The 26,011-nt window shown below is 45.8% G+C and carries 22 protein-coding genes; 13 read left to right on the forward strand and 9 right to left on the reverse strand.

From position 1 onward, the window contains the following. Positions 1–2: 2 nt before the first annotated feature. Entirely contained in the window at positions 3–398 is a 396-nt protein-coding gene (locus ACLGGO_RS12395) for a hypothetical protein (protein ID WP_446419546.1), read from the forward strand. 557 nt (positions 399–955) lie between these two features. Then, positions 956–2,380 (forward strand): hypothetical protein, encoded by a 1,425-nt coding sequence (locus ACLGGO_RS12400; protein WP_446419547.1) that lies wholly within the window; start codon positions 956–958, stop codon positions 2,378–2,380. 1 nt (position 2,381) lies between these two features. Here the strand turns inward: ACLGGO_RS12400 and ACLGGO_RS12405 are convergent, their stop codons facing one another. After that, positions 2,382–5,882, reverse strand: coding sequence for an NACHT domain-containing protein (locus ACLGGO_RS12405; protein WP_446419548.1), 3,501 nt, complete (start codon positions 5,880–5,882; stop codon positions 2,382–2,384). Positions 5,883–6,017: 135 nt separating this feature from the next. On the opposite strand from ACLGGO_RS12405, the gene ACLGGO_RS12410 reads away from it, so the two are divergent. Both ACLGGO_RS12410 and ACLGGO_RS12415 read left to right on the forward strand, forming a co-directional pair. Further along, positions 6,018–7,838, forward strand: a complete 1,821-nt coding sequence (locus tag ACLGGO_RS12410; protein WP_446419549.1) for a hypothetical protein — start codon at positions 6,018–6,020, stop codon at positions 7,836–7,838. A 3-nt stretch (positions 7,839–7,841) separates the two neighbouring features. After that, on the forward strand, positions 7,842–9,584 hold the full coding sequence (locus ACLGGO_RS12415; RefSeq protein WP_446419550.1) for a DUF3685 domain-containing protein: 1,743 nt from the start codon (positions 7,842–7,844) through the stop codon (positions 9,582–9,584). Positions 9,585–9,759: 175 nt separating this feature from the next. On the opposite strand, the gene ACLGGO_RS12420 is transcribed toward ACLGGO_RS12415, so the two are convergent. Further along, entirely contained in the window at positions 9,760–10,167 is a 408-nt protein-coding gene (locus ACLGGO_RS12420) for a pentapeptide repeat-containing protein (RefSeq protein WP_446336456.1), read from the reverse strand. Positions 10,168–10,424: 257 nt separating this feature from the next. Here ACLGGO_RS12420 and ACLGGO_RS12425 point away from each other — a divergent pair, with 257 nt between their 5' ends. Continuing rightward, positions 10,425–10,565 (forward strand): hypothetical protein, encoded by a 141-nt coding sequence (locus ACLGGO_RS12425; RefSeq protein WP_446419551.1) that lies wholly within the window; start codon positions 10,425–10,427, stop codon positions 10,563–10,565. Positions 10,566–10,600: 35 nt separating this feature from the next. Here the strand turns inward: ACLGGO_RS12425 and map are convergent, their stop codons facing one another. Then, the gene (map, locus tag ACLGGO_RS12430) at positions 10,601–11,389 is read right to left on the reverse strand and encodes a type I methionyl aminopeptidase (protein WP_446336457.1); all 789 of its coding nucleotides are present in this window, start codon (positions 11,387–11,389) and stop codon (positions 10,601–10,603) included. A gap of 1,004 nt (positions 11,390–12,393) precedes the next feature. Between map and ACLGGO_RS12435 the strand changes: the two genes are divergently transcribed. Both ACLGGO_RS12435 and ACLGGO_RS12440 read left to right on the forward strand, forming a co-directional pair. Next, entirely contained in the window at positions 12,394–12,897 is a 504-nt protein-coding gene (locus tag ACLGGO_RS12435; RefSeq protein ID WP_446336458.1) for a hypothetical protein, read from the forward strand. A 520-nt stretch (positions 12,898–13,417) separates the two neighbouring features. Further along, positions 13,418–14,800 carry a cytochrome P450 gene (locus ACLGGO_RS12440; RefSeq protein WP_446419552.1) on the forward strand — a complete coding sequence of 461 codons (1,383 nt, stop codon included), beginning with the start codon at positions 13,418–13,420 and terminating at the stop codon, positions 14,798–14,800. A gap of 82 nt (positions 14,801–14,882) precedes the next feature. On the opposite strand, the gene ACLGGO_RS12445 is transcribed toward ACLGGO_RS12440, so the two are convergent. Next, the gene (locus tag ACLGGO_RS12445) at positions 14,883–16,727 is read right to left on the reverse strand and encodes an AAA-like domain-containing protein (protein ID WP_446419553.1); all 1,845 of its coding nucleotides are present in this window, start codon (positions 16,725–16,727) and stop codon (positions 14,883–14,885) included. A 136-nt stretch (positions 16,728–16,863) separates the two neighbouring features. On the opposite strand from ACLGGO_RS12445, the gene ACLGGO_RS12450 reads away from it, so the two are divergent. Continuing rightward, a complete protein-coding gene (locus tag ACLGGO_RS12450) occupies positions 16,864–17,658 on the forward strand; it encodes a DUF4388 domain-containing protein (RefSeq protein WP_446338952.1) in 795 nt (264 codons plus the stop codon). A gap of 217 nt (positions 17,659–17,875) precedes the next feature. On the opposite strand, the gene ACLGGO_RS12455 is transcribed toward ACLGGO_RS12450, so the two are convergent. Continuing rightward, positions 17,876–18,217: a winged helix-turn-helix transcriptional regulator gene (locus ACLGGO_RS12455; RefSeq protein ID WP_446419554.1), complete on the reverse strand. Its 342-nt coding sequence runs from the start codon at positions 18,215–18,217 to the stop codon at positions 17,876–17,878. 129 nt (positions 18,218–18,346) lie between these two features. Between ACLGGO_RS12455 and ACLGGO_RS12460 the strand changes: the two genes are divergently transcribed. Beyond that, positions 18,347–19,045 carry a pirin family protein gene (locus ACLGGO_RS12460; RefSeq protein ID WP_446419555.1) on the forward strand — a complete coding sequence of 233 codons (699 nt, stop codon included), beginning with the start codon at positions 18,347–18,349 and terminating at the stop codon, positions 19,043–19,045. Positions 19,046–19,110: 65 nt separating this feature from the next. Here ACLGGO_RS12460 and ACLGGO_RS12465 read toward each other — a convergent pair whose 3' ends face one another. Continuing rightward, positions 19,111–19,734 (reverse strand): phosphoribosylanthranilate isomerase, encoded by a 624-nt coding sequence (locus tag ACLGGO_RS12465; RefSeq protein WP_446419556.1) that lies wholly within the window; start codon positions 19,732–19,734, stop codon positions 19,111–19,113. A 124-nt stretch (positions 19,735–19,858) separates the two neighbouring features. On the opposite strand from ACLGGO_RS12465, the gene psaK reads away from it, so the two are divergent. From psaK to ACLGGO_RS12480, 3 genes are all read left to right on the forward strand, one after another. Continuing rightward, on the forward strand, positions 19,859–20,134 hold the full coding sequence (psaK, locus tag ACLGGO_RS12470; protein ID WP_446338957.1) for a photosystem I reaction center subunit PsaK: 276 nt from the start codon (positions 19,859–19,861) through the stop codon (positions 20,132–20,134). A 107-nt stretch (positions 20,135–20,241) separates the two neighbouring features. Beyond that, positions 20,242–21,444, forward strand: coding sequence for a site-2 protease family protein (locus ACLGGO_RS12475; RefSeq protein ID WP_446419557.1), 1,203 nt, complete (start codon positions 20,242–20,244; stop codon positions 21,442–21,444). A 59-nt stretch (positions 21,445–21,503) separates the two neighbouring features. After that, the gene (locus ACLGGO_RS12480) at positions 21,504–22,454 is read left to right on the forward strand and encodes a DNA-methyltransferase (RefSeq protein ID WP_446419562.1); all 951 of its coding nucleotides are present in this window, start codon (positions 21,504–21,506) and stop codon (positions 22,452–22,454) included. Here ACLGGO_RS12480 and ACLGGO_RS12485 read toward each other — a convergent pair. The 3 genes from ACLGGO_RS12485 to ACLGGO_RS12495 form a co-directional block, all read right to left on the reverse strand. Beyond that, the gene (locus ACLGGO_RS12485) at positions 22,447–23,343 is read right to left on the reverse strand and encodes a BglI family type II restriction endonuclease (protein ID WP_446419558.1); all 897 of its coding nucleotides are present in this window, start codon (positions 23,341–23,343) and stop codon (positions 22,447–22,449) included. The two genes, ACLGGO_RS12480 and ACLGGO_RS12485, sit on opposite strands and share 8 nt — an antisense overlap. Next, the gene (locus tag ACLGGO_RS12490) at positions 23,336–23,569 is read right to left on the reverse strand and encodes a helix-turn-helix domain-containing protein (protein WP_446419559.1); all 234 of its coding nucleotides are present in this window, start codon (positions 23,567–23,569) and stop codon (positions 23,336–23,338) included. The genes ACLGGO_RS12485 and ACLGGO_RS12490 overlap by 8 nt, the downstream gene beginning before the upstream one ends. Before the next feature lie 327 nt (positions 23,570–23,896). Then, positions 23,897–24,796, reverse strand: coding sequence for a phosphodiester glycosidase family protein (locus ACLGGO_RS12495; RefSeq protein ID WP_446419560.1), 900 nt, complete (start codon positions 24,794–24,796; stop codon positions 23,897–23,899). 241 nt (positions 24,797–25,037) lie between these two features. Here ACLGGO_RS12495 and ACLGGO_RS12500 point away from each other — a divergent pair, with 241 nt between their 5' ends. Beyond that, positions 25,038–25,784 carry a DUF6544 family protein gene (locus ACLGGO_RS12500; protein ID WP_446419561.1) on the forward strand — a complete coding sequence of 249 codons (747 nt, stop codon included), beginning with the start codon at positions 25,038–25,040 and terminating at the stop codon, positions 25,782–25,784. Positions 25,785–26,011: the final 227 nt, after the last annotated feature.

A 26,011-nucleotide genomic window follows, 5' to 3' on the forward strand; every position in this document is an offset into this window, starting at 1 on the left:
TCATGTCTGTGTACGAAAATAGTGTTATTAGCTTTATTCAAGTTATCGAAACTAACGCCAACTTACTCACCCCGCCAGACTGGGAGAACTTAAATCAACTCAGCAATCAACTTCCTAATGATGATATTGAGGATATCTCGAATCAACTGGAAGACTGGTTAAAAGCATCCGCATCCCGCCAGGAACTATTTCAGAGATACGAGGAACAGCGAGAAGCCGTAACGGATGCTGAGGTAATCAATTGGCGAGGAATCATTGGCGTCGGTAACAGCAAATCTCCCACGCCAGCGAATCAACCCAGCCCAGCGGCGAAGGATATGATTATTAATAGTATTATTAGACATTTACCCCCATCCACCCCACAGACAAACCCACCTAATAATCAAGGTTCAACTTAAGCGACTATCCACACAAATACAGCAGATGAAATGATTATTTTAGTTGGCTAAAATTGAACCTACAAGCCATTTTTCCCCCTCATCCCCTAACCCCTTCTCCCAACCCCCCTCGTTCCCCCCTACAAGAGGGGGGATGACAGAGGATGCTTCGCTTTTGTTGCATAGGAGAAGGGGAACTAAGCTGTCATGCATTTAAATTGGGTATTAGTAGCGAGCAAGATGCTCGCACTACAAGGATTGCGCCATTATTGACATTACGGTTTAAATACCAAACAGCTTATCACGTAAAGATGCAGCTAAAATCACCTCTAAAATACCGCTTTTCTCTTACTCCCCTCTCCCCAAATTCCCCCCTTTCAAAGGGGGGTTAGGGGGGATGGAGAGGGGCTGGGGGTGAGGGCTTTCGGTGAGGGGCGATATCTCCAATTAAACCTGCTAAACAGGGTACGGCAGTGCCGTACCCCTACAGATATTCTGTATTATAGGCTCATGAAAATGTCGGCAATTTCCATCAACATAAGACCAATAACAAAGGACATAAGACCCATAACCAATAAATGAAAAACCTCAGCCTCACCCTCTACGCCTTCCACCTGCGTCAAACCCTCACCGACGCCCCCGATCGCGTGGCGGATGATGCGGCTAAGTTATGGGATAATCTGACTAATCTGGGACATTTCCCTGGACTGAATACCCTGAAATCTCACCTCATCTGCTACACCAACACCCAATACACGCCCCAAAACGAACCCGGAAAACAAACCCACTGGCTTACCCACGCCCAAGATATCGACTTAGGCGCTATCTCCACCGCCGATGGCTTCAAAATCACCGCCAATCTGCAACCCTTTCGCCTCAATGACACCTACGCCATTGATCTCACCCTCACCCCCGACTCCCCCCACCTCGACATCACCATCCCCCAACTGCAACACTTCCGCCCCCAATCCCTCCTCCCCCACCGCATCCAAGCCTCCCTCGGACAAACCCTGTGGTTATACGCCGAAGTAGACGCCCAAACCGACTGCGCCAGCCTTGCTAAACAATGCGCCACCGCCCTCGTCGCCAACACTCCCCTCAACCCCAGCCTCCAGGATCAAGACACATTCTTCGGGAGTCTTCTGTTCGACTACCTCGCCACGGAAACTAGCCAACCCGATAACCTCACCAGCCACTGTCATATCCTCATCTCTCTCAACACCAGCCAATCTCCCACTGTTGAACTCTTGGGAAAAGCCTACGATGAACTCCTCCAACTCCTTTGTTCTTATCACAAACTCCGCTACATCTATCACCAATCCCGCCAACGCTACCCCCAAGCGCGACACCTCTATAGCGACTTAGAACAACAAATCCAAACCTTACCCAACCTCACCACCAACCCCCAAACCCGCCTCGACACCCTAAAAAACCTCCTCAACCAAATCCCCCAAACCGCCCTCGACTACGCCCGATGCTTGCGTGACTTACGCGCCCACCAGACGGCGATGGAAACCAATATTACCAACTTTGACACCAAGCAACGGAATCTTGCCCAAATTGGCGATATCCCCCAATTCTGGGACGATTTCCTCAAGGAAAGCCAACGCGATAAACAGCAAATCCAAACTGATATCAATTATCTCTCACCCGGACAAGAATTATTCGGACAAATGCTAGAAACCGTGCGGGGTATCGTAGACTTAGATCAGGCAAACCGCGATCGCGCCTTAGACGAGAAGCTGCGAAACCTAGAACTGTGGATAGCCGTCGTCGGTACCGGATTAGCCGTAAGTGGGATATCCTCCCAAGTCGATTCCCAACCCATCCAAACTTTTATCCAGAATCAAACCAACGCCCAAACCCCTGTATGTCCGGGTGCGGGTGTAGTGAAATGTACCGCCTACAATGGTTTGAATGTCTTGATTCATATTATCATTGCCGTTGCGATCGCACTTCCCATCGGTTTAATTCTGCGACAGATTCGACATCGACAAAAATAATCTAATAATCATCCTCCTCATCCAGCATAATCGTCTGTTCATGAGACACTTCTGTCTCTTCCTTCGCGCCCGCCTCTAGCGGCTCCTCCTCAGTTTCCGGCTCATAGAATTCCCAATCGTCTATCTGTTCCGTCTCTCCAGCATACTGCTGTGTATCTGACAAAGACGGTGGTTGTGCCATCTCATCCACTTGCTGCGTCTCCCCACTATACTGCTGTGTATCCGATATTGGGGCGTGGGTATCCCATTCATTCAGTTGCGCCGTCTCCCCAGCATATTGCTGTGTATCCGACACCGTAGCTTGGGCACTGAACTGCTCACGGTCAAACTTTTCAGTTTCCCCATCATAGCGATTGCTTCCTTGAGAGTAAATCGTCGGTAACATCGGTTCCCCTTCAGCACTCTCAATAAAAATCATCGGTTCATCTTCAAACAAATGCTCCTCTTCAATGGTTTTCATAAACGGAGAGACAACCAACGATTGGTAATACACCTGAAATTCCTCCCAAGAAAAGAACGCCCCACTTTTAACCGCCAACTGTTTATTCGGTTCATCTAACTGGGCATCTACTAAACAAGCATTCGTCAAATTCGCCGAAGTCAAATGGGCGCCCCGCAGATCCGCCCCCAACAAATTCGCCCCTTCTAACTGCGCCCCCTTAAGATCCGCATCCGCTAAATTTGCCCCAACTAAACTTGCCCAGGCTAAATTTGCCTGTTGTAAATTAGCCGCCGATAAATTAATCCCACTTAAATCAGCAGTAGACAAATCCGCCTGCCAAAGGTTAGCCTCTGCCAGCATCACCCGATGCAAACAAGCTTGAGATAAATGAATCTGAGCCAAACTTTGTCTCGCCCGTTGCCAAAACGTCGTCGGAGACAGGGCAACAGTGCGACCAATAAAACTTAACAATTGATCGGCATCAAAATCCTGGGAAATCTCTGGATTGCCACAGGGCCAGAAGGGAAGATTCGCTTCTCTGGCTGCCGAACAGAGGACTAAAAACACATTTAATCCCACAGTGGCATCAATTTGTAACGTATTCAAGGGATTTTTGAGATCCCGCAACTGTTCGTGAACCTGGTGAGCCACCCCTTCATCAAACCAACGTCCGCGACAGTAGGCGCGATAGAAGCGATAGAGCCGTTGATATAGTACCGGGAAAGAAAAAGCATCCGCATTGCGCTTTTGCTCCCGTCGCAGTCTCTCTATCACCAATTCCTCAATTTGAGGAGACAATAAACCATATCCCAACAACCGATAAAGATGCTCAGCCACATGGATAGACGAGTCAATCACAAAAGAGATTTCCCCATACTGATTCGGCATCTTTTGCGCCAATACCTTCAGTTGTAGGGCAATTTCTTCTGCGGCTAAGTAGTCTCCTAAACTGGGATGAGAAAACTCAATCGACAGGGGTGCTAATGCCGCTTTCTGGGAGGCAGCGGATTGACGCACTGCTGGCTTCACCCCTTCCCCAGCTTGATCTCTGGGTTGGGTGCGGAAAAAGAATGTGGGTAAGGGTTGGGTAAAAGACTCCGGCGTCATTTCCTGAGGCTGGAACCGATTCTGGATCACCGTTTGCGTCACTTGATTTTGACCCGTTTGCAAAATCGTCAGTGCTGTCCCCTGCATTTGACGGCGTAACTTTTGGGGGGAACGTCCTTCTAAGAGATTCGCGATCGCTTCTAGAGAACGCCCCGCATGGGAAAACCCTTCTCGAATTAACTCTAATAAAGGTCCACTCCCACTCGCCGGTTCCCCCAGCAACCAGCGACAAATCCGGTCATAGATTTCAAACTTAACCTCAGCCGGACTCATTTTAAAGATGCGATCATCAATTAAGGCATCCCGATTTAAAATTCCCACCAAATACAGCATCAGGGGACGAGTCAGCAGCGCCACCAAGTCTGGATTCGGAGATTGCCGATGAAACACGCCGCCATGTTTTAAGAAGTTAAAATACGACTGGGCAATCGACTTGGATTGCAGTCTTGCCCACTGGAGAAACCACTTGCGGAATTCCTCCTGCGCCATGGGTTCAATGGCAATGCGCTGGAGTCGGCTTTGTAGGGGAGGTAAACTACTATGGCGATATTTACGAGCCAACACCCCATTTAAGGTAATCGGACGACTCGTCAGGATAATCTTGTGACGAGGCAAACTCGACCCACTGATTTGGGTATGGAATCGCATCACCTGATCCATAAACGTCCACAAGTGACGCTCAGTCTGGGGAGAACGAGGCAATTCATTCAAACCATCTAAAATCAGCAAACAAGGGGGAGAACTGCGGGAAAACCAACCATCGGTATCCGTAAACCGTCCCACCGGAAATGCCGTCTCCAGGGTTTGCTCCAAGGTTTGACCTAAGGTAACATCCCGCAGGCGAATAATTACAGGCATCCACTGCGGATAAAGCTCTTGTGCCACATGGGCGGCTAACATCTGACAGAAACTGGTCTTGCCACAACCGCCATCGGCTTCGATTACGGCAATACTATTCTTATCATTCAGTTGAGCCATGACCCATGCCATTAAATCAGTCGGTGGGGAGGAAACCGCCGCCAGATAGGCATGATCTAGATCCTGTTGGCGGCGCCGTTCCCGGTTTTCTTGTCCAATCGTGGCGGGGAGGCGTCTCCCTTTCAGGGGAACGTAGATTTCCTTGAGAGAAAACGGTTCAGCGAATAAGGGTTCACTTAAGGACACACAGAGTTCTGCCCGATAATATTCCCGATCCAAATCCAGCATCAATTGGGGAGTCGAGAACTCTTGCTCCTCATCCTCGTCTTCTGGGGGAGTGTTGAGTGTATTACTTAAATGACCCAACCGGACAAACTTTTGCAGTTGCGCCAAAGGCAGTGCATTTTCGGCAATCACCCGCAGTAAATGACCCGGAAGTCCATTACTCAACCGTTGGGTTAATAACTTAGCTTCCGTTTCCTCCGCCCCATTCGCGACAAACCACGCGATCGCTAAATTATTCATCTGCTGCACCAGAAACGAATTCGCCACAGAGGATAAGGCTTGTTCGGCTTGGGAATCACTGAGTCGTCCGGGGCGCAAGGTTTTGAGCAGGGCAATCAATTGGGGCTCAACCAGGGGTTCATCGGTATTCGGTGACGCCGGGACTTGGGCGCGATTTACCCAAGGTCTTCGCAGTTGGGCTTCTTGCTCTAAAATTCCTTGTAAGGCGTTCAGATAAGCCACCTGAAAACTCAGCCAGGTGCCTTCACTCCGGCGTAATGGCTTCCTGCGACTCAAAATCCGCAGCAAGCCCACCGTTAACTGAGACAAAATCGGCGCCACTTGCCAAGCGACAGTTAACGGTAACTCCAACACTTCCGTCAAGACACTAATCGCAAAGGGATTAAGACTCTTGACCTCCATGTCTTGGGCAATACGAAACGCAATACCCGCCAACTGGGCGTTATCCTGTCCCAGTTGGGCAAGTTCAATGTGGCGTTCTGCTAGCCAATGGCGAATGCTCAGGCTCATGCCACCCTAACTACTCCAAAACGATTCCTCATCCTATTGTGGACTCTATTGGACTAAGTACAAATCACCCTTGCCTTGTGGTTAATCGGGAATACAATAAACGGTGAACAATGAATTCTCAATTGTTTTCTATCTGTGTCCAAACAAGACTTGCCCCGATTTCATCTCCATACTTCCCAACCTGCTCGCCCACCTCGGGGACATAAGTTAGTCATCCGACTAGCAAGAGGCTCTAAGGCATCGAGTTTAGCAGAAACGGGACAATCAAACGCCGAAGTTTTCACAGACAGGCACTCCAACCCAGCCCGAGTTCGCCGCCAACGTGAGTTTTGGCAGTGGTCCTTGCTGTGGTTGATGATTGTGTCCGTTATCGGAAGCATGGTCATTGGTGGTATCCTATTACTCACTAAACTGCCACCCCCTGCCAATTGCCAGCGCATTTCTCCTTTATCCACGGATAGCGAACGAATATACTGCGCTCAACTTGCCGCCCAATCGGGGGAATTCGAGCAACTCCTGGAGGCGATCGCGATCGTCCAATATTGGTCGCCAAACCATTCTCTTTATCCCCAAGCGCAGGAACTGCTGCGGGAATGGTCCGAGATGGTGCTGCAATTTGCCAGAGACACCCTGAATCAGGGAAACTATGGTGATGCCCTGAACATGGCGATGGAAATTCCGGTAAGTAGTCCCCTGTATCCTGAAGCTCAAGCCCAAATCGCCACCTGGAAACAGGAACGAATACAGGCTCAGGCAATTGTCAGTCAGTTTCAAGATGCCCTGAAAGTTCAAAACTGGCAGCAGGCGGCTCAGCTAATGACTCAACTGTCACGCCTGAATGACCCCTACTGGAGTGTATCCCGCTATGATAGCCTGATGAAACAGTTGGCGGCGGAAAAAGAGGCTTGGACACAACTGCAAGAGGCACGGGATTTAGCCAAATCGAATCAACTGAGCCAGATTAAACTTGCGATCGCGTTGGCGGCAAAGGTTGATCCTAACAGCTATATTAAAGCTCAAGCTCAGAGTGATCTGTCGAATTGGAGTCGCACGTTACTCCAAATTGCTGCCGCTCGCTTCCAAAATCAGGATTATCAGGGGGTTATTGATATTGCCCAAGGGATTCCGATTAATACTTCTCTGTATCAAGAGGCTCAAGATTGGTTACGCTTAGGGCGGGCGGGCAAACTGGTGCAACAAAACACCATCCTCGCCTTCATTGATGCCTTAACCGCTGTTCGCCAACTCGATGCCAAAAGTCCGGTGCAAAAGCCAGCCGCCGCCCAAGCGGTTCAGTGGGAGGCTCAGCTGCAAGATCGCCTCCAGTTACGCCTTGCCCAAATGAGTGCCAGTTTCGAGCAACGCCCCCTGCTACAGATGGCAATCGAACAAGCTACCCTAATTACACCCGATCGCCCCCAACGCATCAGATCACAGACATACATTGCCCAGTGGCGCAAACAGATTCAACAAATCGATGATCGTAATACCCTCAGAATTGCCCAACAACTTGCAGCAGGTAACACCATTGATCAGTTAAACGCCGCCGTCGCCCAAGCCCGTAAAATTGAGCTAGGTCAACCCTTACGCATCGAAGCCCAAAGCGCGATCGCGAAATGGAATCGCCAAATCGAAACCCTAGAAGATCAACCCATCCTCGATTTAGCCCGCGCCTTCGCCCAACGCCGGGATTTAATCGCCGCCATTTCCACTGCCAATCAAATTCGTCCGGGTCGAATGCTGTATGCTGAATCTCAAGCTGCGATCGCCCAATGGGTTGCCCAAATCCAAACCGCCCAAGATCGTCCCATCCTCGAAGCCGCCGCCGCTCTAGCCGCCCAAGGACGATTTGACGCCGCCATCGCCACCGCCGCCCAGATTCCCCCAGAACGAGCGCTCTACCAACAAGCCCAAGCCGCGATCGCTTTTTGGAAATCCCAATTCCCTAACCAATGACAAATGACAAATCAATCCACTCAAATCCTACTCATTGACGATGACCCAATTTTCCGATTAGGTTTAGTCACTGCGTTGGCAGCCTTTGCTGATTTAGAAGTTGTTGCTGAGGTTGATACACAAACGGCAGCACTAGAACGCTTAACCACCTTACTACCCCAAGAACAAGTTAATTTAATCATTTTAGACTTGGCATTAGGGCGATCGCTGGGGAGTCCCCTAACCGGGCTATCCTTATGCCAGCAACTCAAGACCGATTATCCCGACCTACCCATCTTACTGCTAAGTGCCCCATCTGAACCCAATCAGCTTGCCGCCGCCAAAGGCTTAGGAGTAGAAGGCTACTGTGCTAAAGGATGTGCCATCACCTTAATTGTAGAAGCCATAGGACAAGTTAAAGCGGGTCAATCCTATTGGCAAATGTTACCCATCCCAACCCATTCATTACCTCCCCCACGTTGGCATAACCAATTACGCCAGTCAGGATTACAACAAATTGAAGCGGCTTTAAGACAGGTAACCGCGCAACTCCAACAGGGTAATTTATCCCGCCTCGATTGGTTATTTTGGACGGGACGCCGCCGAGAATTATTGACAGCCCGGTGGATCGTCAATCAGCTTTTACCCACAGATGGCGCAATTGTACCATCTGATAATAATTATGCCGAACCTTTACCCCGTTTAACCTCTTCATCTCCTCGTCCTCCTGTCCCCCAAAATTCTCTGCGCCAATCCTCCACAAGTGCCTTATCCAAAACCTCCTCTGAGGCATTGCAGTTTCAACCCTCAACCCCCCAAGGGATGACATTAACCAAACTGGATTCAAGTTTGGCAAATTTGACCAACACTCCCTTGGAAATTGATATTCTGCAAGTAGAAAAACGCCGGGAATTACTTCGTACCGTTCTTTACAAGTTTGAGGAGATACTAGATGCCTTGCGCTTTTCCCAGGTGACTAGGGAGCAATTGATCCAGAAGCGATCGCGCTTGTTGCATGATTTGTGGTATGTTTCTTTAACTGACTTTTTTGGTCAATACTCGACCTTAGCCGTGGGCAATCAAATGATAGAAATGGTTGATATTTTGCGGCAAAATCGGGATATTGTGCAAAGGGCTATTTTGGATAAAATTCCTTTAGTGATTGAGTTAGTAGCCAATCGGCTATTTGAATCCCCGTTAATGATTGATAATGTGTCCTATCCGGCTCATACACCAGAAGCCATGGCGCGGGCAGAACTGTTATTACAAAATCTGATTATTCAAGTCGCTAATGGTGTAATTCAGCCGCTGTTAAATTCATTTTCGGATGTTGAAATAGTTAAACATAACTTTTATGATAAACGGTTGATATCTTCACGAGAAATTACTAGATTTAGGAATAATTTATCCTGGAAATATCGACGGGACGAATTAGTAGATGAACCCCGATCTATTTTTGAGAGTCGCTACAATTTGTTTGTCTTGAGCGATATTGGGATAAAAAAAGTGGCAATTTATTCCCCTCGGCGTCAAGAGTTAGAAGAGCTACAGGGTACTCAATTAGCCGTAACCATCGCCTATGAAATGCGGGATGCGATCGCGCCGCGTTTGCGGGGTATAGTTGGCTGGGTTGGCAAAGGCGTGGTTTATGTTTTGACGCAAGTCTTAGGAAGAGGTATTGGTTTAATTCTCCGGGGGGTTATTCAAGGCGTGGGTAGTGCATGGCAAGATACCTGGTTTAGCAAAAATGGAGAGCGGGGAAAGTAATATCAAATTCTGTTCAAGCGTAGGGGCGGGCTTTACCCATAACCTTTTAACACCAACTGATAACTTGACTAAACCCGCCCTTTTCCCAGATCCGGGAAAAAAATAGACGCTGACCGAGTAGTATTCTAGCCTTAGCATTATACTACACAAATAAGCATTCAGGAGCAAGTTTTAATCAAAAATTGCGATTGTTTTCTTGCCTGAATAGTCTAACCAACCAGGAGAGAAACCGGGAATCTTGACTAACATGTTGTTCAGACCAGATTGTACCATCAGGCATAATTGCCCCACTCCAATCTGCTCCATTAAGATTAGTCGCACTCACACCTGCGCCACTCAAATTTGCCCCCTGTAAATCTGTCTGTTCTAAGTTAGCCCAATTTAAGTCAGAGTTGCTCAAGTTTGCACATCTCAACTTAACGCGACTGAGGGTAGCCCAGTTCAAAATTACCCCACTCAAATTTGCCCCACTTAAATCCGCTCCCGTCAAATCTGCCCAACTCAGAATTTCTTCACTCAAATTGACACATTGAAAATCCCGTTGTCCTGATGCATACCGCTGCAGCAGCTCCTCAGCCGTCATTTTTATCGATCTATATTTTCTCAATCGATTGTTTCGGATATGATAGACATAAGGCTTTATGGGTTCTTTACCGATACAGAAATAAGCAAGCTGCATACTGTTATATCCCCGATAAATTGACTTTGCAATTTTCTAGCATTTCGGGGAAAATGTAATTGAACTAAATCTTAAAATATAGTGAACGTGATCGCACTAAAAGCTAAACTAAAATCCGCTTTAAGCGTGACAGGAGAATCGCCGACACCTGACGTAAAGCAATGCATAAGAGTGATAAACGTCACAAAGGGGCGACGAGGGATTGGCGATTGGCGATTGGCGATTGGCGATTGGCGATTGGCGATTGGGCGAAGCTTATGCGCTCTTGTGTTGACATAAAACCGAGACATCTGGGCGCATAAGCTTCGCCCCTACGAATGCTCCCCCATCCCATGCATCACGCCGATTTCATTTGGGAAATCTGTTCTGGTAACGTGAGAATCTCTACCCCCTCTTGCGTGACAGCTATCGTATGCTCAAATTGAGCCGAAAGCTTACGATCTTTAGTCAGAGCTGTCCATTTATCCGCCATAATTTCCACTTCCCATGTCCCTTCATTAATCATGGGTTCAATGGTGAATACCATACCGGGACGTAGACGCTTTCCTTTACCGCGAGTACCATAGTGAGGAACCTGGGGAGCCGTATGAAATATCCGATTAATACCGTGTCCGACAAAATCTCGCACCACAGAAAAACCATTGGCTTCGGCGTATTCCTGAATAGCAGCCCCAATATCACCAATGCGATTTCCGGGTTTCACGGCGGCGATTCCCCGCATCATACATTCGTAGGTGACTTCAACCAGTTTTTTGGCGGTGGGTGAAGGTGTACCGACAAAGAAGGTTCGGGACGTATCGCCGTGAAATCCATCCAGAATCGGGGTCACGTCAATATTGATAATATCCCCGTCTTGGAGAATTTGTTTAGCACTGGGGATACCGTGACAGACGACTTCATTGATACTGGTACAAATTGACCTGGGAAAGTCATGATACCCCAGAGGAGCGCTTTTTGCTCCATTTTCTTGAGTCCAGCGTTCGGCTTCATCATTGAGTTCCAAAGTACTCACCCCTGGCTGAATCATGGGTTCAATGTGATCCAGGAGTTTGGCGGCTAAGCGTCCAGCTTGACGCATTTTTTCGATTTCTCGGCTCGATAGGAGAACAATTCTTTCTGGTGCCATGAGTATTTATGCGGTTATTTCCCTATTCAACGAGGGGTGTATCTGTTTGAGTCTTTCTTCACTTTACCGAAAAATTGGGTCTAAAGCCTCGTCCTTAAAGGACGACTTTGTGTTAAAATTCACTTGGAGGAAAGGGTATTAAACCTCTATAAAAACCCAGAGCCGAGAGGCATCGCACCTTGAAAACTAGGCTTAGAGGGTTTTGTACAGAAAGGCTTGTACAGGTAAAAAGTCTAAGCAACAAGCACGCCCAAAACACATTCTTTCTTGTTTTCAATAGTACGATAGGGCATATCGAAACTAGCTTCTGTAATGGAGCAAAACGCTTCTGGAGAGATGCTCCTCTGGTATGAAATAGGCGACTATTTCATAGTAAGAGTGCTCGATGAAAGAAGAATCCTCACGCCTTTAGGCTGAGGAGTGTCAATAGGATCGCTTGCCTATTCCCCACGCTTCGTTGAATATTGACAGGGTCATTCGTCATTCTGGAAGCCCCACGCCGTCCTGATAAGGCGGCGATGGAATGGATAGGGCAAGGGTTTCCATCCCCATCCAATCAATTTTTCTGCCTTGGAGCCTTCTACCTGGTAATCCTCTACCTTCTTCATCAACTCTTTACATTAGAATTCAGCAATTACCCGACTATTCTGTTGAGTGTCGCTTAAAATAATAAGTGAGTTGTTATACTCATTAAAAAGGTAAGAATGACAATTTGGGTCGGCTAAGACATATTTAAATTACCTATTGCTTGTTCCCTGTTCAGTTTGCCAAAATCTAAATAGGTGGTTTGAAGGGACAACAGCTTAGTCACATCAACAGCCTAATAGTCTGTCCGTTTAACAACGGTTTAATTTCTACTGATTTGTCTTCCTTCGCTGTGGGTGCAAAATGTACTTGGATCAATGTCTACTACGTTTAACGGCGTAACAATTTTAACAAAATCTTATCCCTTGAATATCTATAACTAATCATCGGAGATAGTAAGCCGATTTTTTTGAGATGCCATGACAGAGCTAGCCCTAATCCGCAAACCCATTATTCAACCGACTGAAATCCTGAGTCAGTTAAAAACAGGACAACTCCTCAGGGTAAATAGTACTCGTGGTAATGCTATAGTCATACGTCATCGTCATCATGCAGAACTTGCCGGTCCAGGTGCTGCCGTTGGTGGAGTTTTCGATGCAGATTGCACGCGAGTGATTCCCATTGGTACGCTTTCGTTAGTGTATCCTGAATCGCGGTACGAACGCCAGAAAGCTTATCTATTAAGGCAGCGCTGGATTTTGTTTACTCAACATGCCATGACAACTTATGTGCCGCTACACCGTGCCAAAATTTTATTAAGTTTACTCTATAAATATTTCGATGCCCAGCTTATTGATGAACTCTCAGATGAGGTGATTGCTCAGTTAGTTGGGGTTTTGCCGAAAACGATTGATAGGGTTCGTCGCTCTGGCATATCACAGACTTTCAGAAAACCCCAGCCGATAGAATCCCTAGGGGTTTGACTCAATTACCAGTAATTATGGTACGATGAACGAGGCTCCACTTGCCGCCCTTAGCGCTTCTTAGGGGAAACAATTTTCTGTTGGCACATAAAACTGCTATAGTTTAAACTAATCTTTTAAGAATTGTTCGTTAATTGTAAGCAACCCCGGTCTAAAGACACGGAGCTTTAGCCAAGTAAGTTAAAGCTGTGCTTACCAGCCTAAGTGCTAAGCGCACTACGTTATCGGCAAGTGTTAAAGACCTACCAGTAGATGCGATAGCCAGTCTACTGCTCTAGAACCAAAAAGTTAAACAGTTTTAAGGTCACTGAAACAGTGCTTTTGGATAGTTACCGACTGATAACATTGGCGAGGCTAACTTTACCCCAGAAATGGGAGACAATTGGAGGGGCAACCATACCCCTCCACCCCCTAAAAAAGTATGCTTCTTAAACCGCTACCGCGTGTTCCTCCCTGGTCTAAAGCTTGCCCGATAAGCGAAGCGAAGGGACACAGGGTTTCCCACAACGAAGGAGTTTTTATGAAATTCGTTAACGAGTTAAAAACGCCTGCTCTCTGGCAAAAGCTACAATGGGTTTTTGATCCGGTTGGTTATATGGAGAGTGCTGCCCAGCGTCATCCTGACCTATTCACGGCTCGGATTGTCTCGGAAAAACCCTTTGTTTTTGTCCACCATCCCCAAGCCTTACAGCAAATTTTAATCAATGATAGACAGAAGTTAACAGCTCCCGGTCATTTGAATACAATATTACAACCTTTAGTTGGTCAATACTCTCTATTTCTGTTAGACAGGGAAAGCCACAAACGAGAGCGAAAACTTTTGATGCCTTCCTTTCATGGCGATCGCATGCAAGTCTATGGGAAGTTAATTGGTCAACTCACAGAAAAGGTAATCAATAAACTTCCCCTGGATAAACCATTTAAAGCCCTTGATATTACCCAACTTATCACCATACAGGTGATTATACAAGTGATATTTGGACTCTATGACGGAGAACGGTGTGAACAGATTATCCAAAAATCTCGTGCTTTACTACGGTTCATGAACTCTCCATTAACTGCCAGTTTGCTATTTTTTGAATCCCTGCAAAAAGATTGGGGGATATGGAGTCCTTGGGGATACTTTTTATACTTGCAGAAGCAACTGGATAATTTGCTTTATGCTGAAATTAGCGAACGCCGTCAAAACCCTGATCCAAATCGAACGGATATCCTTTCTCTACTCATATCGGTTCGAGATGAAGCTGGTCAAGGCATGACTGATCAAGAGTTGCGCGATGAATTGCTTACATTTTTGTTAGCAGGTCATGATACAACAGCACTGGCAATGGCTTGGGGATTATATTGGATTCATCGTTACCCTGAAGTTCGAGAAAAACTAATTCAGGAGTTGCATAGCTTAGGAGATACACCTGATCCTCTAAGTATTTTCCGACTCCCTTATTTGACTGCTGTGTGTAATGAAACGCTACGGATTCATTCCATTGCGATGTTAAGTTTCCCCAGGGTAGTACAAGAACCGATTGAGTTACTCGGACATCAGTTAGATACAGGGACAATACTGACGGGTTGCTTGTATCTTACCCATCAGCGTGAGGATCTCTATCCAGAACCGAAAACGTTTAAGCCCGAACGATTTCTCGAACGTCAGTTTTCTCCATCTGAATTTATTCCCTTTGGGGGTGGAACCCGTCGTTGTATGGGTGAGGCGTTAGCCCAGTTTGAACTCAAGTTAGCTTTAGCCAAAATTGTGTCATCCTACGAACTGGAATTAGCTGAGAATCGACCTGTAAAACCTCAACGTCGAGGTGTTGTACTGGCGCCTAAAGGGGGTGTAAAAATGATCCTCAAGGGTAAACGGACTTCTCAAAATGAAAAGAACGCTTCCTTGAGTTTAGTATGAATGGCACTGAATTAAGACTGGTGGGCAGTGCCCACCCTACGGTATATCAAGGGTTTTGGCACTACCAAAATGCTTATTTTAGTTAAAAAATTAGTTGATAAAGGGCGATTGGTTTTTCGCTTTCCTCAAATTGTCGCTGTCCCATCGGTTGCGGTGGCTGGGGTAGATGGTTCGCGATCGCCTCATAAACGCTATGAGACATACAAATCCCGCCAGGAGGGGCTTCTGCGGTGAGATGATGGGCAATTTTGACACCGGGTTCACTAACGCCTGTGTAACAAAAAATAACATCTTCCCAATGGATGCCAATCCGATAATAGAGTTCTGGATTCGAGTCCCTTTGAATTGCTGATTGAAGGGTTAATTGAATCTCTTGGGCAAAGTTAACCGCTTGCAGGGAACTGGGAAACAGGATTAACATTCCCTGATCAATTGATTTGAGAATTTTCCCGTCAAATTCTTGAGTAAGCTGGACAAACAATTGCAAGTCTTGGTAAAGTTGATTAAAAGTAGTTTCCGGATGCGCCAGCAGGTTAGTGGTTAAGTTGACCCCCTCAATCACCACCAGGCTAGCTGGGCGGGTTTCTGGGGATAATTTTAAGCCAAGGGGTTTTAGGCGATCGCGAAAATACTGGTGATACAATTGACAAGGCAGACTAACCTTGCCCTGATCAACCCGCACCAGTCCCAAATTCTGCAAGCGAACGGTAATAATGGGATCAAATTCTACAGGTGTTGATGAATTAACCACTTGCATCAAGGCACTCATCAGTTCTGGATCATGATGGAGATACCATAAGCACTGGTGCAAATGCTCCCGATAAATGTCTGTTTCCCCTGTAACGGTTGCCAAGAATTGGTCAATGGGAATCTTTTCTGTTTTAATCGCATTTAAAGTTAGCTGGACAAGATAAGGATGACCCCCTAAAAGCTGATACAATTGCTTGACCTGTTGGGGTTGCCAACTGAATCCATGGCGAATCACTAAATCTTGGACTTGTTCCCTGGTAAACTCTGGCAACTGAATCGATACATCTGCTGTAAACTCTATAGAATTAATCCCAGACATGGCGTAAACTTCAGTAGAATGCACAATCACTAGGCGCAGGTTTTGCCAAATCTGGCTACATCTATCCCCATAGCTGGCTTTTTCACCCCAGGTTTGCAGCAAACTAAAAAATTCGCTAGCAATTTCTGGATAGTTAAATAGCACATCAGCGTCGTCTAATGCCAAAACTAAGGGATTACCGAGTTTTGGTAAGAGATAGGTTTCAAAGTAATAGGTGCTGTTGGCATTTCCGCCATAGATATCATCCCAATAGATTGGCACTTGATGAGGTAAATCCAACCCCCGTGTCACAACCGCGCAAAACCATTGCAGGAATCGATTTAAATCACGGAATATCGAGGACTCTGCTAGTTGAACATTTAAGGCGATTGTATGAAAGCCTTCCTCTCTAGCTTGCTGAAGGATTCGCGTCATCAGAGAGGTTTTCCCCATCTGTTTAGGGGCAACAATTTGGATGGAACTCCCCGGTTGCACCAGGGTTTCATGACAAAGGGATTCAATGGGCAGACGTTCGATATAAAAGGGAGAATCGAGAGGGACTGGACTTTTGAGCGGAACTTGATCATAATTAGATGATTTGCTGTCTGCTTTGGTATAATCATTAGGATTAAGCGTCAGATCAAAGGCGCTGAAATAAGACATCAACGTTTTGCGATCAACAGGTATTGTGCGCCGTCGTACCTTGATCAGGGTGTTTGGACTTAAATGGGTACGTTCACTTAATTGTTCCAGGGTGTAGGGTTTGCCCCCATTATCTTGAAATACTGATTTGCGCTGCGCTGCATTTAGGCGTTGCCAACCTTGAACGGAAAGAATAACTCCCCGTTGACGCTGGGGAGGCTGATGTCTTCGTGGCATTCAGGTTAAAGGTCAGAATTTGGTTAGACCGTTTATTTTAAGCGGAAAACGTGAAAAAACGGTGAACGCTTTACCTGAACCAGCCAAATTTTCCATCAACATCACCAAGTTAGTCGTTAAGTTGTGAACTTAACTTGTGATCTTGCGTTGTGTTATTTGGGGAGTAAGGGCAAACTGCAAGAAACAAGTTGATAGGGCAAGTGCCTTAGTGATTACAATGATGGGTATTATCGGTACTTTAAGTGACGTATCCTTACCTGAGATTTTTCAGTTACTTGAAAAGGGCAAAAGAACGGGACTGTTGACGATTCGTGCTTTTCCTCCAGCCACTGGGACTTACTACATCTGGGTCAAACAGGGTCACATTGTCGCGGCGGCGCATCGGCGAGATGGGCAAGGTTTAATTTCCCTTATTGCCAAATGTAAATTGGTTAGCGATCGCGTGTTAACTAAACTGGTTAAATGGTGTTGTCCTGTCAATCAACCATTAGGCGTATGTTTAAAACAACAAGGGGTTTTAACTCGCTTAAATTTAGAACAACTGTTTCAAATTCAACTGTTGCAGCAATTGTCTGTGCTTTTTCAACTGCAAGATGGTTCTTTTCGATTTGATTCCATGGCTGTAATTCCTACTCAAGAAATGACCGGGTTAAGTATTCCGGCGACAGAAGCAACTTTAATGGGATTGCGTGTTTTACCCAATTGGGATATTTTGGCGGCTAAATTACCTGATCCGAATCACGGTTTACTCAGTACAATTGCGGGTTATCCTTCCTATCGGCTAGATACATTAGAATGGCAAATTTGGCAGTATAGTAAAGGGGCTGTATCTCTTCATGCTATTGCCCAACATCTAAAATTTCCCGTAGAACAGGTTCAACATATTGCCTTTAGGTTGATTAGTATGGGGTTAGCTGAAGCAATACCTTAAAGCCCTTTCTTAGTAAGCGCTTTAGGCTCTCCCGTACATAAGGTGATAAGTTTCACTAATCAATGGATAATTAATAATTGATAATTGACAATTGATTAATTGGGTCTAAGACCTCTTCGTTTACGAAGAAATTAAAAAAGATTTTCCTTAATTTCAATCCTCTTCTTTTAAGGAGAGGTCATTATCCATTGTCAATTTGTGAATTCCCGGCTATACTCTATTTTTGATCATCCCAATCTAGATGTTTTACCCCCCATTCATGCATCGCCTCAAGAATCGGTTTGAGACTCTCGCCTAATGGTGTCAAAGAATACTCAACTTTTGGCGGAACTTGCAGATAAACCTCCCGATGTACAATACCATCCGCTTCCAGTTCTCGCAATTGTTGCGTCAGCATTTTCTGGGTAATACCATGTAAAGCCCGATGTAACTGACCAAAACGCTTCACCTCTTCAAATAATTCCCGCAGAATCAAGACTTTCCAACGACCGCCAATAACCTCTAGTGTGCGTTCTACAGGACAAGTGGCGCGTTCACTCTCTACGCTTTTGGTTGCCATAGTATCTTTTTGGTAACTAGCTTACTTTAAAGTGCATACTTCCCATAATAGCTGTATGGGTTTTATAGTTGAACTATACAAGATCTAATGTTTTGAGGAAACAGTGATAAGCAAAAGGACAAAGGACAAATGATTAACATTCGCAAATCTCAAGAACGAGGACATGCTAATCACGGTTGGTTAGACACCTATCACACCTTTTCATTTGCTAACTATTACGATCCGAACGCTATGGGATTTCGTACCCTGCGGGTTATTAATCAGGATCAGGTTAGTCCGGGTGCAGGATTTGGTACTCACGGACATCGGGACATGGAAATCATTACCTATGTTTTAGATGGAGCGCTAGAACATAAAGATAGTATGGGAAATGGTTCCGTGATTTATCCTGGTGATGTACAACGGATGAGTGCAGGTACAGGTATCCGCCATAGTGAATTTAATCATTCAAAGACAGACTCAGTTCACTTGTTACAAATTTGGATTTTACCCGATAAAAATGGACATAATCCTAGCTATGAACAGCATAACTTTGGCATCGCCAAGCATCCCGGACAGTTTCATTTAATTGCTTCAGGTGATGGGAGAGAAAAATCCCTAACAATTCATCAGGATGTAAACTTATATGCAGCCATCTTGACAAAGGGCGATCGCATCACTCATTCTCTGGCACCTCAACGTTATGGTTGGCTACAGGTAGCGCGAGGTAGGATTACGGTGAACGGGTTAGCTTTAGAGTCAGGTGATGGTGCGGCTTTGAGTGAGGAAACAGATGTGGTGATAGCCGCGACAATCGATGCTGAAATTTTACTCTTCGATTTGGCATAATCTGAACGCTTGGGGGTGCATGCGGTAAGAGAGATCCCCCCAACCCCCCTTAAAAAGGGGGGCTTTCAGAGAATTTGTTGAAACAGTAAAGCCACTTTATCCAAATCTTTATCTCCAGGAGATCGCTCAACGCCACTCGATACATCAATCCCATTGGGGTGCAATCGTTTCAGCGCTTCGAGAATGTTCTCTGGGGTTAAGCCGCCAGCCAGAAACCACGGTAAAGGGGGATGAAATTCAGCCAGCCTCTCCCAGTCGAGAGTCTTACCCGTACCCCCTAGCATCTGGGGATGGTAAGCATCCAGTAATAAGGTATCGACGTAATTGACATAGCGATAGGCTAAGTGTAAATCATCCGGGGTTTTCACCCTCAGGGCTTTGATCATTTCAATCTCAGGTAAGAATTGCCGCAGTTGGGTGCAAAATTCGGGGGATTCATTACCATGGAGTTGGATGGCACTCAATCTCCCTAGGACAACCGTGGCGCAGATTTCTTTAACCGAGGCGTTGGCAAATACGCCGACAGTATCCACCGATATCGTCAACGAGTCTACGATCAACCCGATTTGATTGGGGGTAACATAACGGGGAGAAGCCGGTACACAAATGAATCCTAGGGCGGTTGCACCCATTTGCGCGATCGCTTGTCCTTGTTCTGGTTTGGTAATGCCGCAAATTTTTACCCGCATCGATAGCAATGGTCTCCTTTTATCGTCAAATTGTTAAATATTAAAACATTTTGTTAATTTTCTCTCCAGAATTTTTTATTATTTGTTCAATTGTGTCTGTTTATCAAGCAAAGGAGAATATACAATGCTTAACATAATATTCGCGGCGGTTCAATCCACTGTACCTCCAACCCCCTCATGGACACCCACCGTTGGGCTAGTGATGATTATCTGTAACCTGGTGGCAATTGTTGTAGGTTACTACGCGATTCAGAATCCTGGCGTAGGACCCGATTTACCCCTGCCTAAACCTGCCATTTTCAAGCGTTTCGGTGTAACTGAACTGTTGGCGACGGCTAGTTTGGGTCATCTTATTGGCGCGGGTGTGATCTTGGGATTGACAAACGCGGGAGCGCTCTAAGTTGGGAGGCTCAGATCCCCGGCGTCTTGAAGCAGTCGGGGATCGAAAAGCTGATATCGTAGAATACGGCAACCCCTAGTCTAGGTAAACGCACAGGAAGAAAAACGTTGGTACAGTCAAATTGGCGAATTGGCTCCTTATTCGGAATACCATTCTTTATTGACCCATCGTGGTTTTTTATCTTAGCCCTAGTCACCTTCATTAAGGCGGGGAATTTCGATGGGAGTTTTCAGTCAATTTCCGCCTGGAGTCTAGGGTTGGTGATGGCGCTATTATTGTTTGCCTCAGTGTTATTGCATGAACTGGGGCATAGTTTAGTGGCGCGATCGCAGGGAATTAAGGTAAATTCGATTACTCTGTTTATCTTTGGCGGCGTGGCGGCGATTGACCGTGAATCCCAGACTCCGGGTGATGCGTTTCAAGTCGCGATCGCAGGTCCTCTGGTTAGCCTCTGCCTTTTTGGTCTATTCTATGGGTTAACTCAGGCACTGCCGACGGAAAATGTGGGATATCTGGTGGCGGCGGATCTGGCAAGACTTAATCTGGTATTAGCCCTATTTAATTTAATCCCTGGATTACCCCTTGATGGTGGACAAGTTCTCAAAGCGGCAATCTGGAAGCTGACGGGGAATCGCTTGCGCGGGGTGCGTTGGGCAGCACAGGCGGGGAAAGTGATCGGCTTTTTCGCGATCGCGCTATCTGTAGGACTGGCGTTATTAACTGGAGTCTGGACAGTGCTTTGGTTGGCGTTGATTGGCTCTTTTGTGTATCGCAATGCCAATGCTTATGATCGCCTGACAATTTTACAAGAAATCTTACTCCAGCTTCAAGCCTCTGATGCCATGACCCGCGATTTTCGTGTCCTGGATGCCACAATCAGCTTACGGTCTTTGGCGGATGAGTACATTCTGGCAGATATTCAGACGCATAAGCCCTATTATGCCGCGTCGGAGGGACGTTATCGCGGTTTAGTCAAGATTCAAGATTTACAAACAATTGAACGCAGTCGCTGGGAAACGGAGTCCCTGGAGAGTCTGGTTCACCCGTTATCGGAGATTGCCACAGTCGAGGAGAAAACCCCATTAATAGAGGTGATTAAGACTCTCGAAACCTGTCAGCTAAAGCATATTACCGTACTTTCTCCCGCCGGCGCGATCGCCGGGGTGATTGACCGAGGGGATATTGTCCAGGCTGTTGCAGGGCGTCTGAATCTGCCGATTTCCCAGGATCAAATCCAGCAGATTAAGGCAGAGGGGAGTTATCCATCCTGGTTAAAACTTTCTGCGATCGCTCAAGCTACAACGTCCTAAAAGGCAGAAGGAAAGAGGTGAAAGACCCGATTGAGAATCGACTGATATCATCCGTTTGTATGGAATATTTGAAGCAAAACGAAATATATCTGGGTAGATCTGAGTGCAAAATGCTTAAAATTGAGCCAAATAGTGTGGCTCTGAGTTTTTGGTCACCTCCATACTTCGTAGGAAAGGATTACGAGAAGGAAGAAACTTTTGAGTCTTGGCAATCCTTGCTACGCCAAGTCATACACAATCATTCTCAAGTTCTCAAACCAGGTGGATTTTTAGTTGTAAACATTGCTGATATTTTATGCTTTAAAGATGAAAGTATGCCAAGAATACAAGCTCTAAATATTTCAAATCAAAAATGTAAAGTTACGCGAGAGATGGTTTTGGAAGCTCGTAAAAACTATCCTAATTATAATCGATATCAACTAGCTAGCTTGCTGGGTTGTAGTGAGCAAACGATTGATAGGCGGTTGAATGGAAATAATATTCGTGGTGGAAAATACCAAGCGCAAACTAGAGTAAAACTCGTTGGCAATTATCTTGAAAAATATGCGTATGAAGTGGGCATTTATCTGTATGATAAACGGGTTTGGGTTAAAGATCCCTCTTGGGTCAATAGTCAGTGGACAAGCAACACCCTTAAGGCGGTAAATGAATATGAAGATCTCTACATTTTCTGGAAGCCTGGTGAGTATGTAATTGATAGAAGGAAGCTATCGAAGGATGAGTGGAAAAGCTGGGGTTCAAGAGGACTTTGGTACATCAATAGTGTTAGGGTTAATGATGACCATGAAGCAAAATTTCCAGAGGAATTGGCAAGTCGGGTAATACGCTTATTCAGTGAAGAAAGCGACCTCATCTTAGATCCTTTTATGGGTAGTGGAACAACAGCCGTAGCTGCTATTAAACATAACCGCAACTATATTGGTATTGAAAAAGAAGCTAAATATGTTAAGTTAGCCAAGAAGCGAATTCGAGATCTATCTTCTTTTCAGTTAGAGCTAAATCTTATTTAATTGAACAATCAATTTCTCTAAATCTCCAAGAGTCTATCCTGCGTAGAATTTCAAAGCTTACTCGACAACGCCTTTTACGGGGATCTTTTTTCGTTTCATCTTTACCAGGAAAAAATAAGTTAGGAAAATCTATCAAATAATTCGGTTGTTCGTGTAGCAAAATGCCATTGGGAACGGATGCAAAGCTTATTCTACTCAATGGCTGTCCTCCATCATCATTTCCTTCAAGAGATAGCATCCTGTAAACAGGCTTGAGGATTATGATTACAACTGGAACAATTAAACCATCACTCAAAATATAAATTGGCGGTATACTACAGTAAAACTGATGGCTAACCCGTATGCCAGTAGCCGTAATAACATCGTTACTAACACCATCAGACAACACCTCCCATCGCCCACTTCCAGAAATTTGATTATGTGACATTACCGCATGATCTTGATCATCTCTAGGTCCCACTGACTTAATCTCAAGAAATAGCCAGCACGAATTTGTTATTTCATTGGTGATTTGAGAAATTCTATCATTTGATATGACTAACCTTACATCAGATCCCGTGGGTAATCCCACATCAGAGATTTTAAAATTACACTCTAAAAGTCGAGGTAACTTGTCTCCAATTGCATGTTCTGCAACCTCAATCCAGGGATATTGATCCCCTATAGGTTGTCGCCCTCTCTCTTCAGGTGGATAATTCTGCCAGAAGGGATAAAGATAGCTAGCTTCATTGTAGTTTACGATTATTTCGGCAAGATTTTGATAAACAGAGTTAAATACTTCATCAAGAACATATTTTTCAAGGTTAATTAATTGACTATAGTTTTGTATAAAATAATTTCTTGCCCTTCTATAACTATTGTATTGAGATTGTCTAAACTGATTAAACATCAGAGTTGTCTTTCAATAACTCAAGAGGTGAAACCCCCAAACTACCAGCCAACCTTTCTAAAGTTTGCAACGTAATGTTGCGTTCACTACGTTCGATAGCACCGATATAGGTTCTATGTAAACCACACTTTTCGGCTAATTCTTCTTGGGAGATACCAAGCTCTTTTCTGAGCTTTCTCAAATTAGATGCAACAACTTGGTTAAGTCCCAAGAATCGTTTAGCCATACATGATGGACAAGTTCTTTGGCTGGCTGATCGCTTACATCCCTGAAGCTTATCCAGATGCTACTTTTAAGTCTACAGACTATATATAGCAGAGAAGGTTCAGCGAACTAAAGCGATATCTGTGCAATTGCGGCTTCAGGGCTGTCTAACAAGTTTGAGGGGAGGGCGACCCGAGGATCTGTAGGGGCGGGTTTGACCGATAACATGCAAGCCCAAATTGGTAACTTTTGTAAACCCGCCCTGTGTCTGGTGGTGTTAATTAGGCTAAGCGGGTCGCCCCTACCTAGTTCAGGCGATCGCTCTTTTTCAAATGATATAAGAAACCCTTCAAACTCTGAATAACTGAGGAATGATCGGTCGTTCTCCCCGTTGAAACTTTTGCCAAGTCTCTCGCAAAAATGTCGGTGCTGGATGATGGGAATCATACACAACAATTGCGTTCGTTAGCGTCCGTTTTGGACTCACCAAAATCCTCCCCCTGTGGTATAATGCGCTAGATGCTCCGCCATCTAAATTCATCGCCTCACTACACCCAATTGCCCGCATTACCTTCGCCTCTCGCCATAAAGGTAAGGGGACTAAAAACGTGACCAAGATTAATTTTTTGCCACTGGCTGGAAACCCGATCGCACAGCGATGGGCTACACCCATAACACGCGGATCAGTAAATCCTTCACTACGCGGCGCTAACCAAACTTTCCCTTGTCTCAAAAGTCTAGGTCCCCCTGTCAGCGAAAACCAATGTTGACCCCAATCAGGTGTTCCATCCACTCGCGCTGTCACCAATTCCGGTTGGTTTCCCACCCGCAATCCCAGTGTTGTACCATAATTTTCCCAGGGACTGTATTTAAGAAACATCCCGGCTGATACTATATTTCCCATCAGCCGTTTTGGATCTTGCTTACTAAAAAATGTGCCATTCGCAACGATAGCAGCATGATAGCGGCTAACCATATTACCAAAAGATTCCTCACCAATCGTCCCTTGATGATTTCCCAGAGTGGAATTATTCGCTAAGCCAATGGCGATAAAAGTATTTGGGTTTGTCAAATCAATGTGGGTTTGATACAGGGGAACTCCCAGAATCGTACTGCGCCGAAGACTGACAGACTCGGCGGCGACTGGAGAAATAAGTCCTAACCCTTGGGCGAAAGCCGCACCACCAAGGACGAGAAATGAGCGTCGGGTGAGTTTTCGGTGATGGCTGGATAAGTTTTGATGTGACATTGGTACAATCTCAACAGGACTAGCCGTTATAAACACCAACCTGATGCGCTGGGTTTATAACTGGGTGGATTGCAACCTGGTGATTAGTGATTGGGGAAGAGGGAAGGTTTGTGTAGTATTAGAATAGGGTTCCTCGTTCCTGCAGTAACCTGATGAATAGGTTTGCTTCGCTGACAATAAATACTGGGTTATAAAGATTAATCCGGACAATTGTTTTTAAGTATCGGGGTTGAAGGTAACTATGAGTAAAGCGGTTTCCCTGGATGAGTTATGGGAGTCAACGCCACCCAGCGAGCAAGTTTTTCAACCCGATCAAGTGGTAGGGCTTCCTGATGCGGTACAAGGCTATCTGAACCATGCGATCGCGCCAGGAACAAAATTAGCCTCTGCGGTGCGACTGCGGATGCATGGTGAAATCAAACTGCGGGGTTGGCTTCCTTTTACCGCAGAACAAGTCATCTGTTGGCGTCGAGGGTTTATCTGGCGGGCGGCGGTACGGATGAAGGGTTTACCGATTTGGGGTTCGGATCGGCTTGTGGATGGTGTTGGGGCGATGCGGTGGAAGTTGTTAGGGCTGTTCCCGGTGGTAACGGCTTCGGGTGCGGATACCACGCGATCGGCTGTAGGGCGAATGCTGGGAGAACTTTTTTGGTTACCCTCTGTTCTATGTCAACCTGATATATCGTGGACGGCATCAGATGCGGTTCATGCCCATGCTAGTTTAACCCGATTTGGCGAGAGTACGGAACTAATTCTTACGGTTGATAATCAAGGGCGGTTGGAGAGTGCCAATCTGAGGCGTTGGGGTAATCCTGAAGGTGCTGAGTTCCATTATGCAAACTTTGGCGGTTTTATAGAGGAAGAAGGAACGTTTGGCGGCTATACTATCCCCACTCGCTTATTGGGTGGATGGCATTTTGGCAGTGAACGTTTTGAGTCAGAAGGAGCATTTTTTCGAGCAACTATTGATCAAGCAATCTATCGTTAAACCTCTTGTCGGGGCGACTTGTTTGTATAAATTAAAAACTAGAGAAACAGGGCAGGTTTAGTCACATTGGGGTGCAACGGAAAAGATAGTAGTAAAACCCGCCCCTACAGAGGATCGGGTCGCCCTCTCCTCAAAATTTGGTTTAGAATCTATTAAAATTGCGGCTATACTATCCCCACTCGCTTGTTGGGTGGATGGTATTTTGGTAGTGAGCGCTTTGAGTCAGA

This window comes from Coleofasciculus sp., assembly GCF_046565525.1.
Lineage (GTDB): Bacteria > Cyanobacteriota > Cyanobacteriia > Cyanobacteriales > Coleofasciculaceae > Coleofasciculus.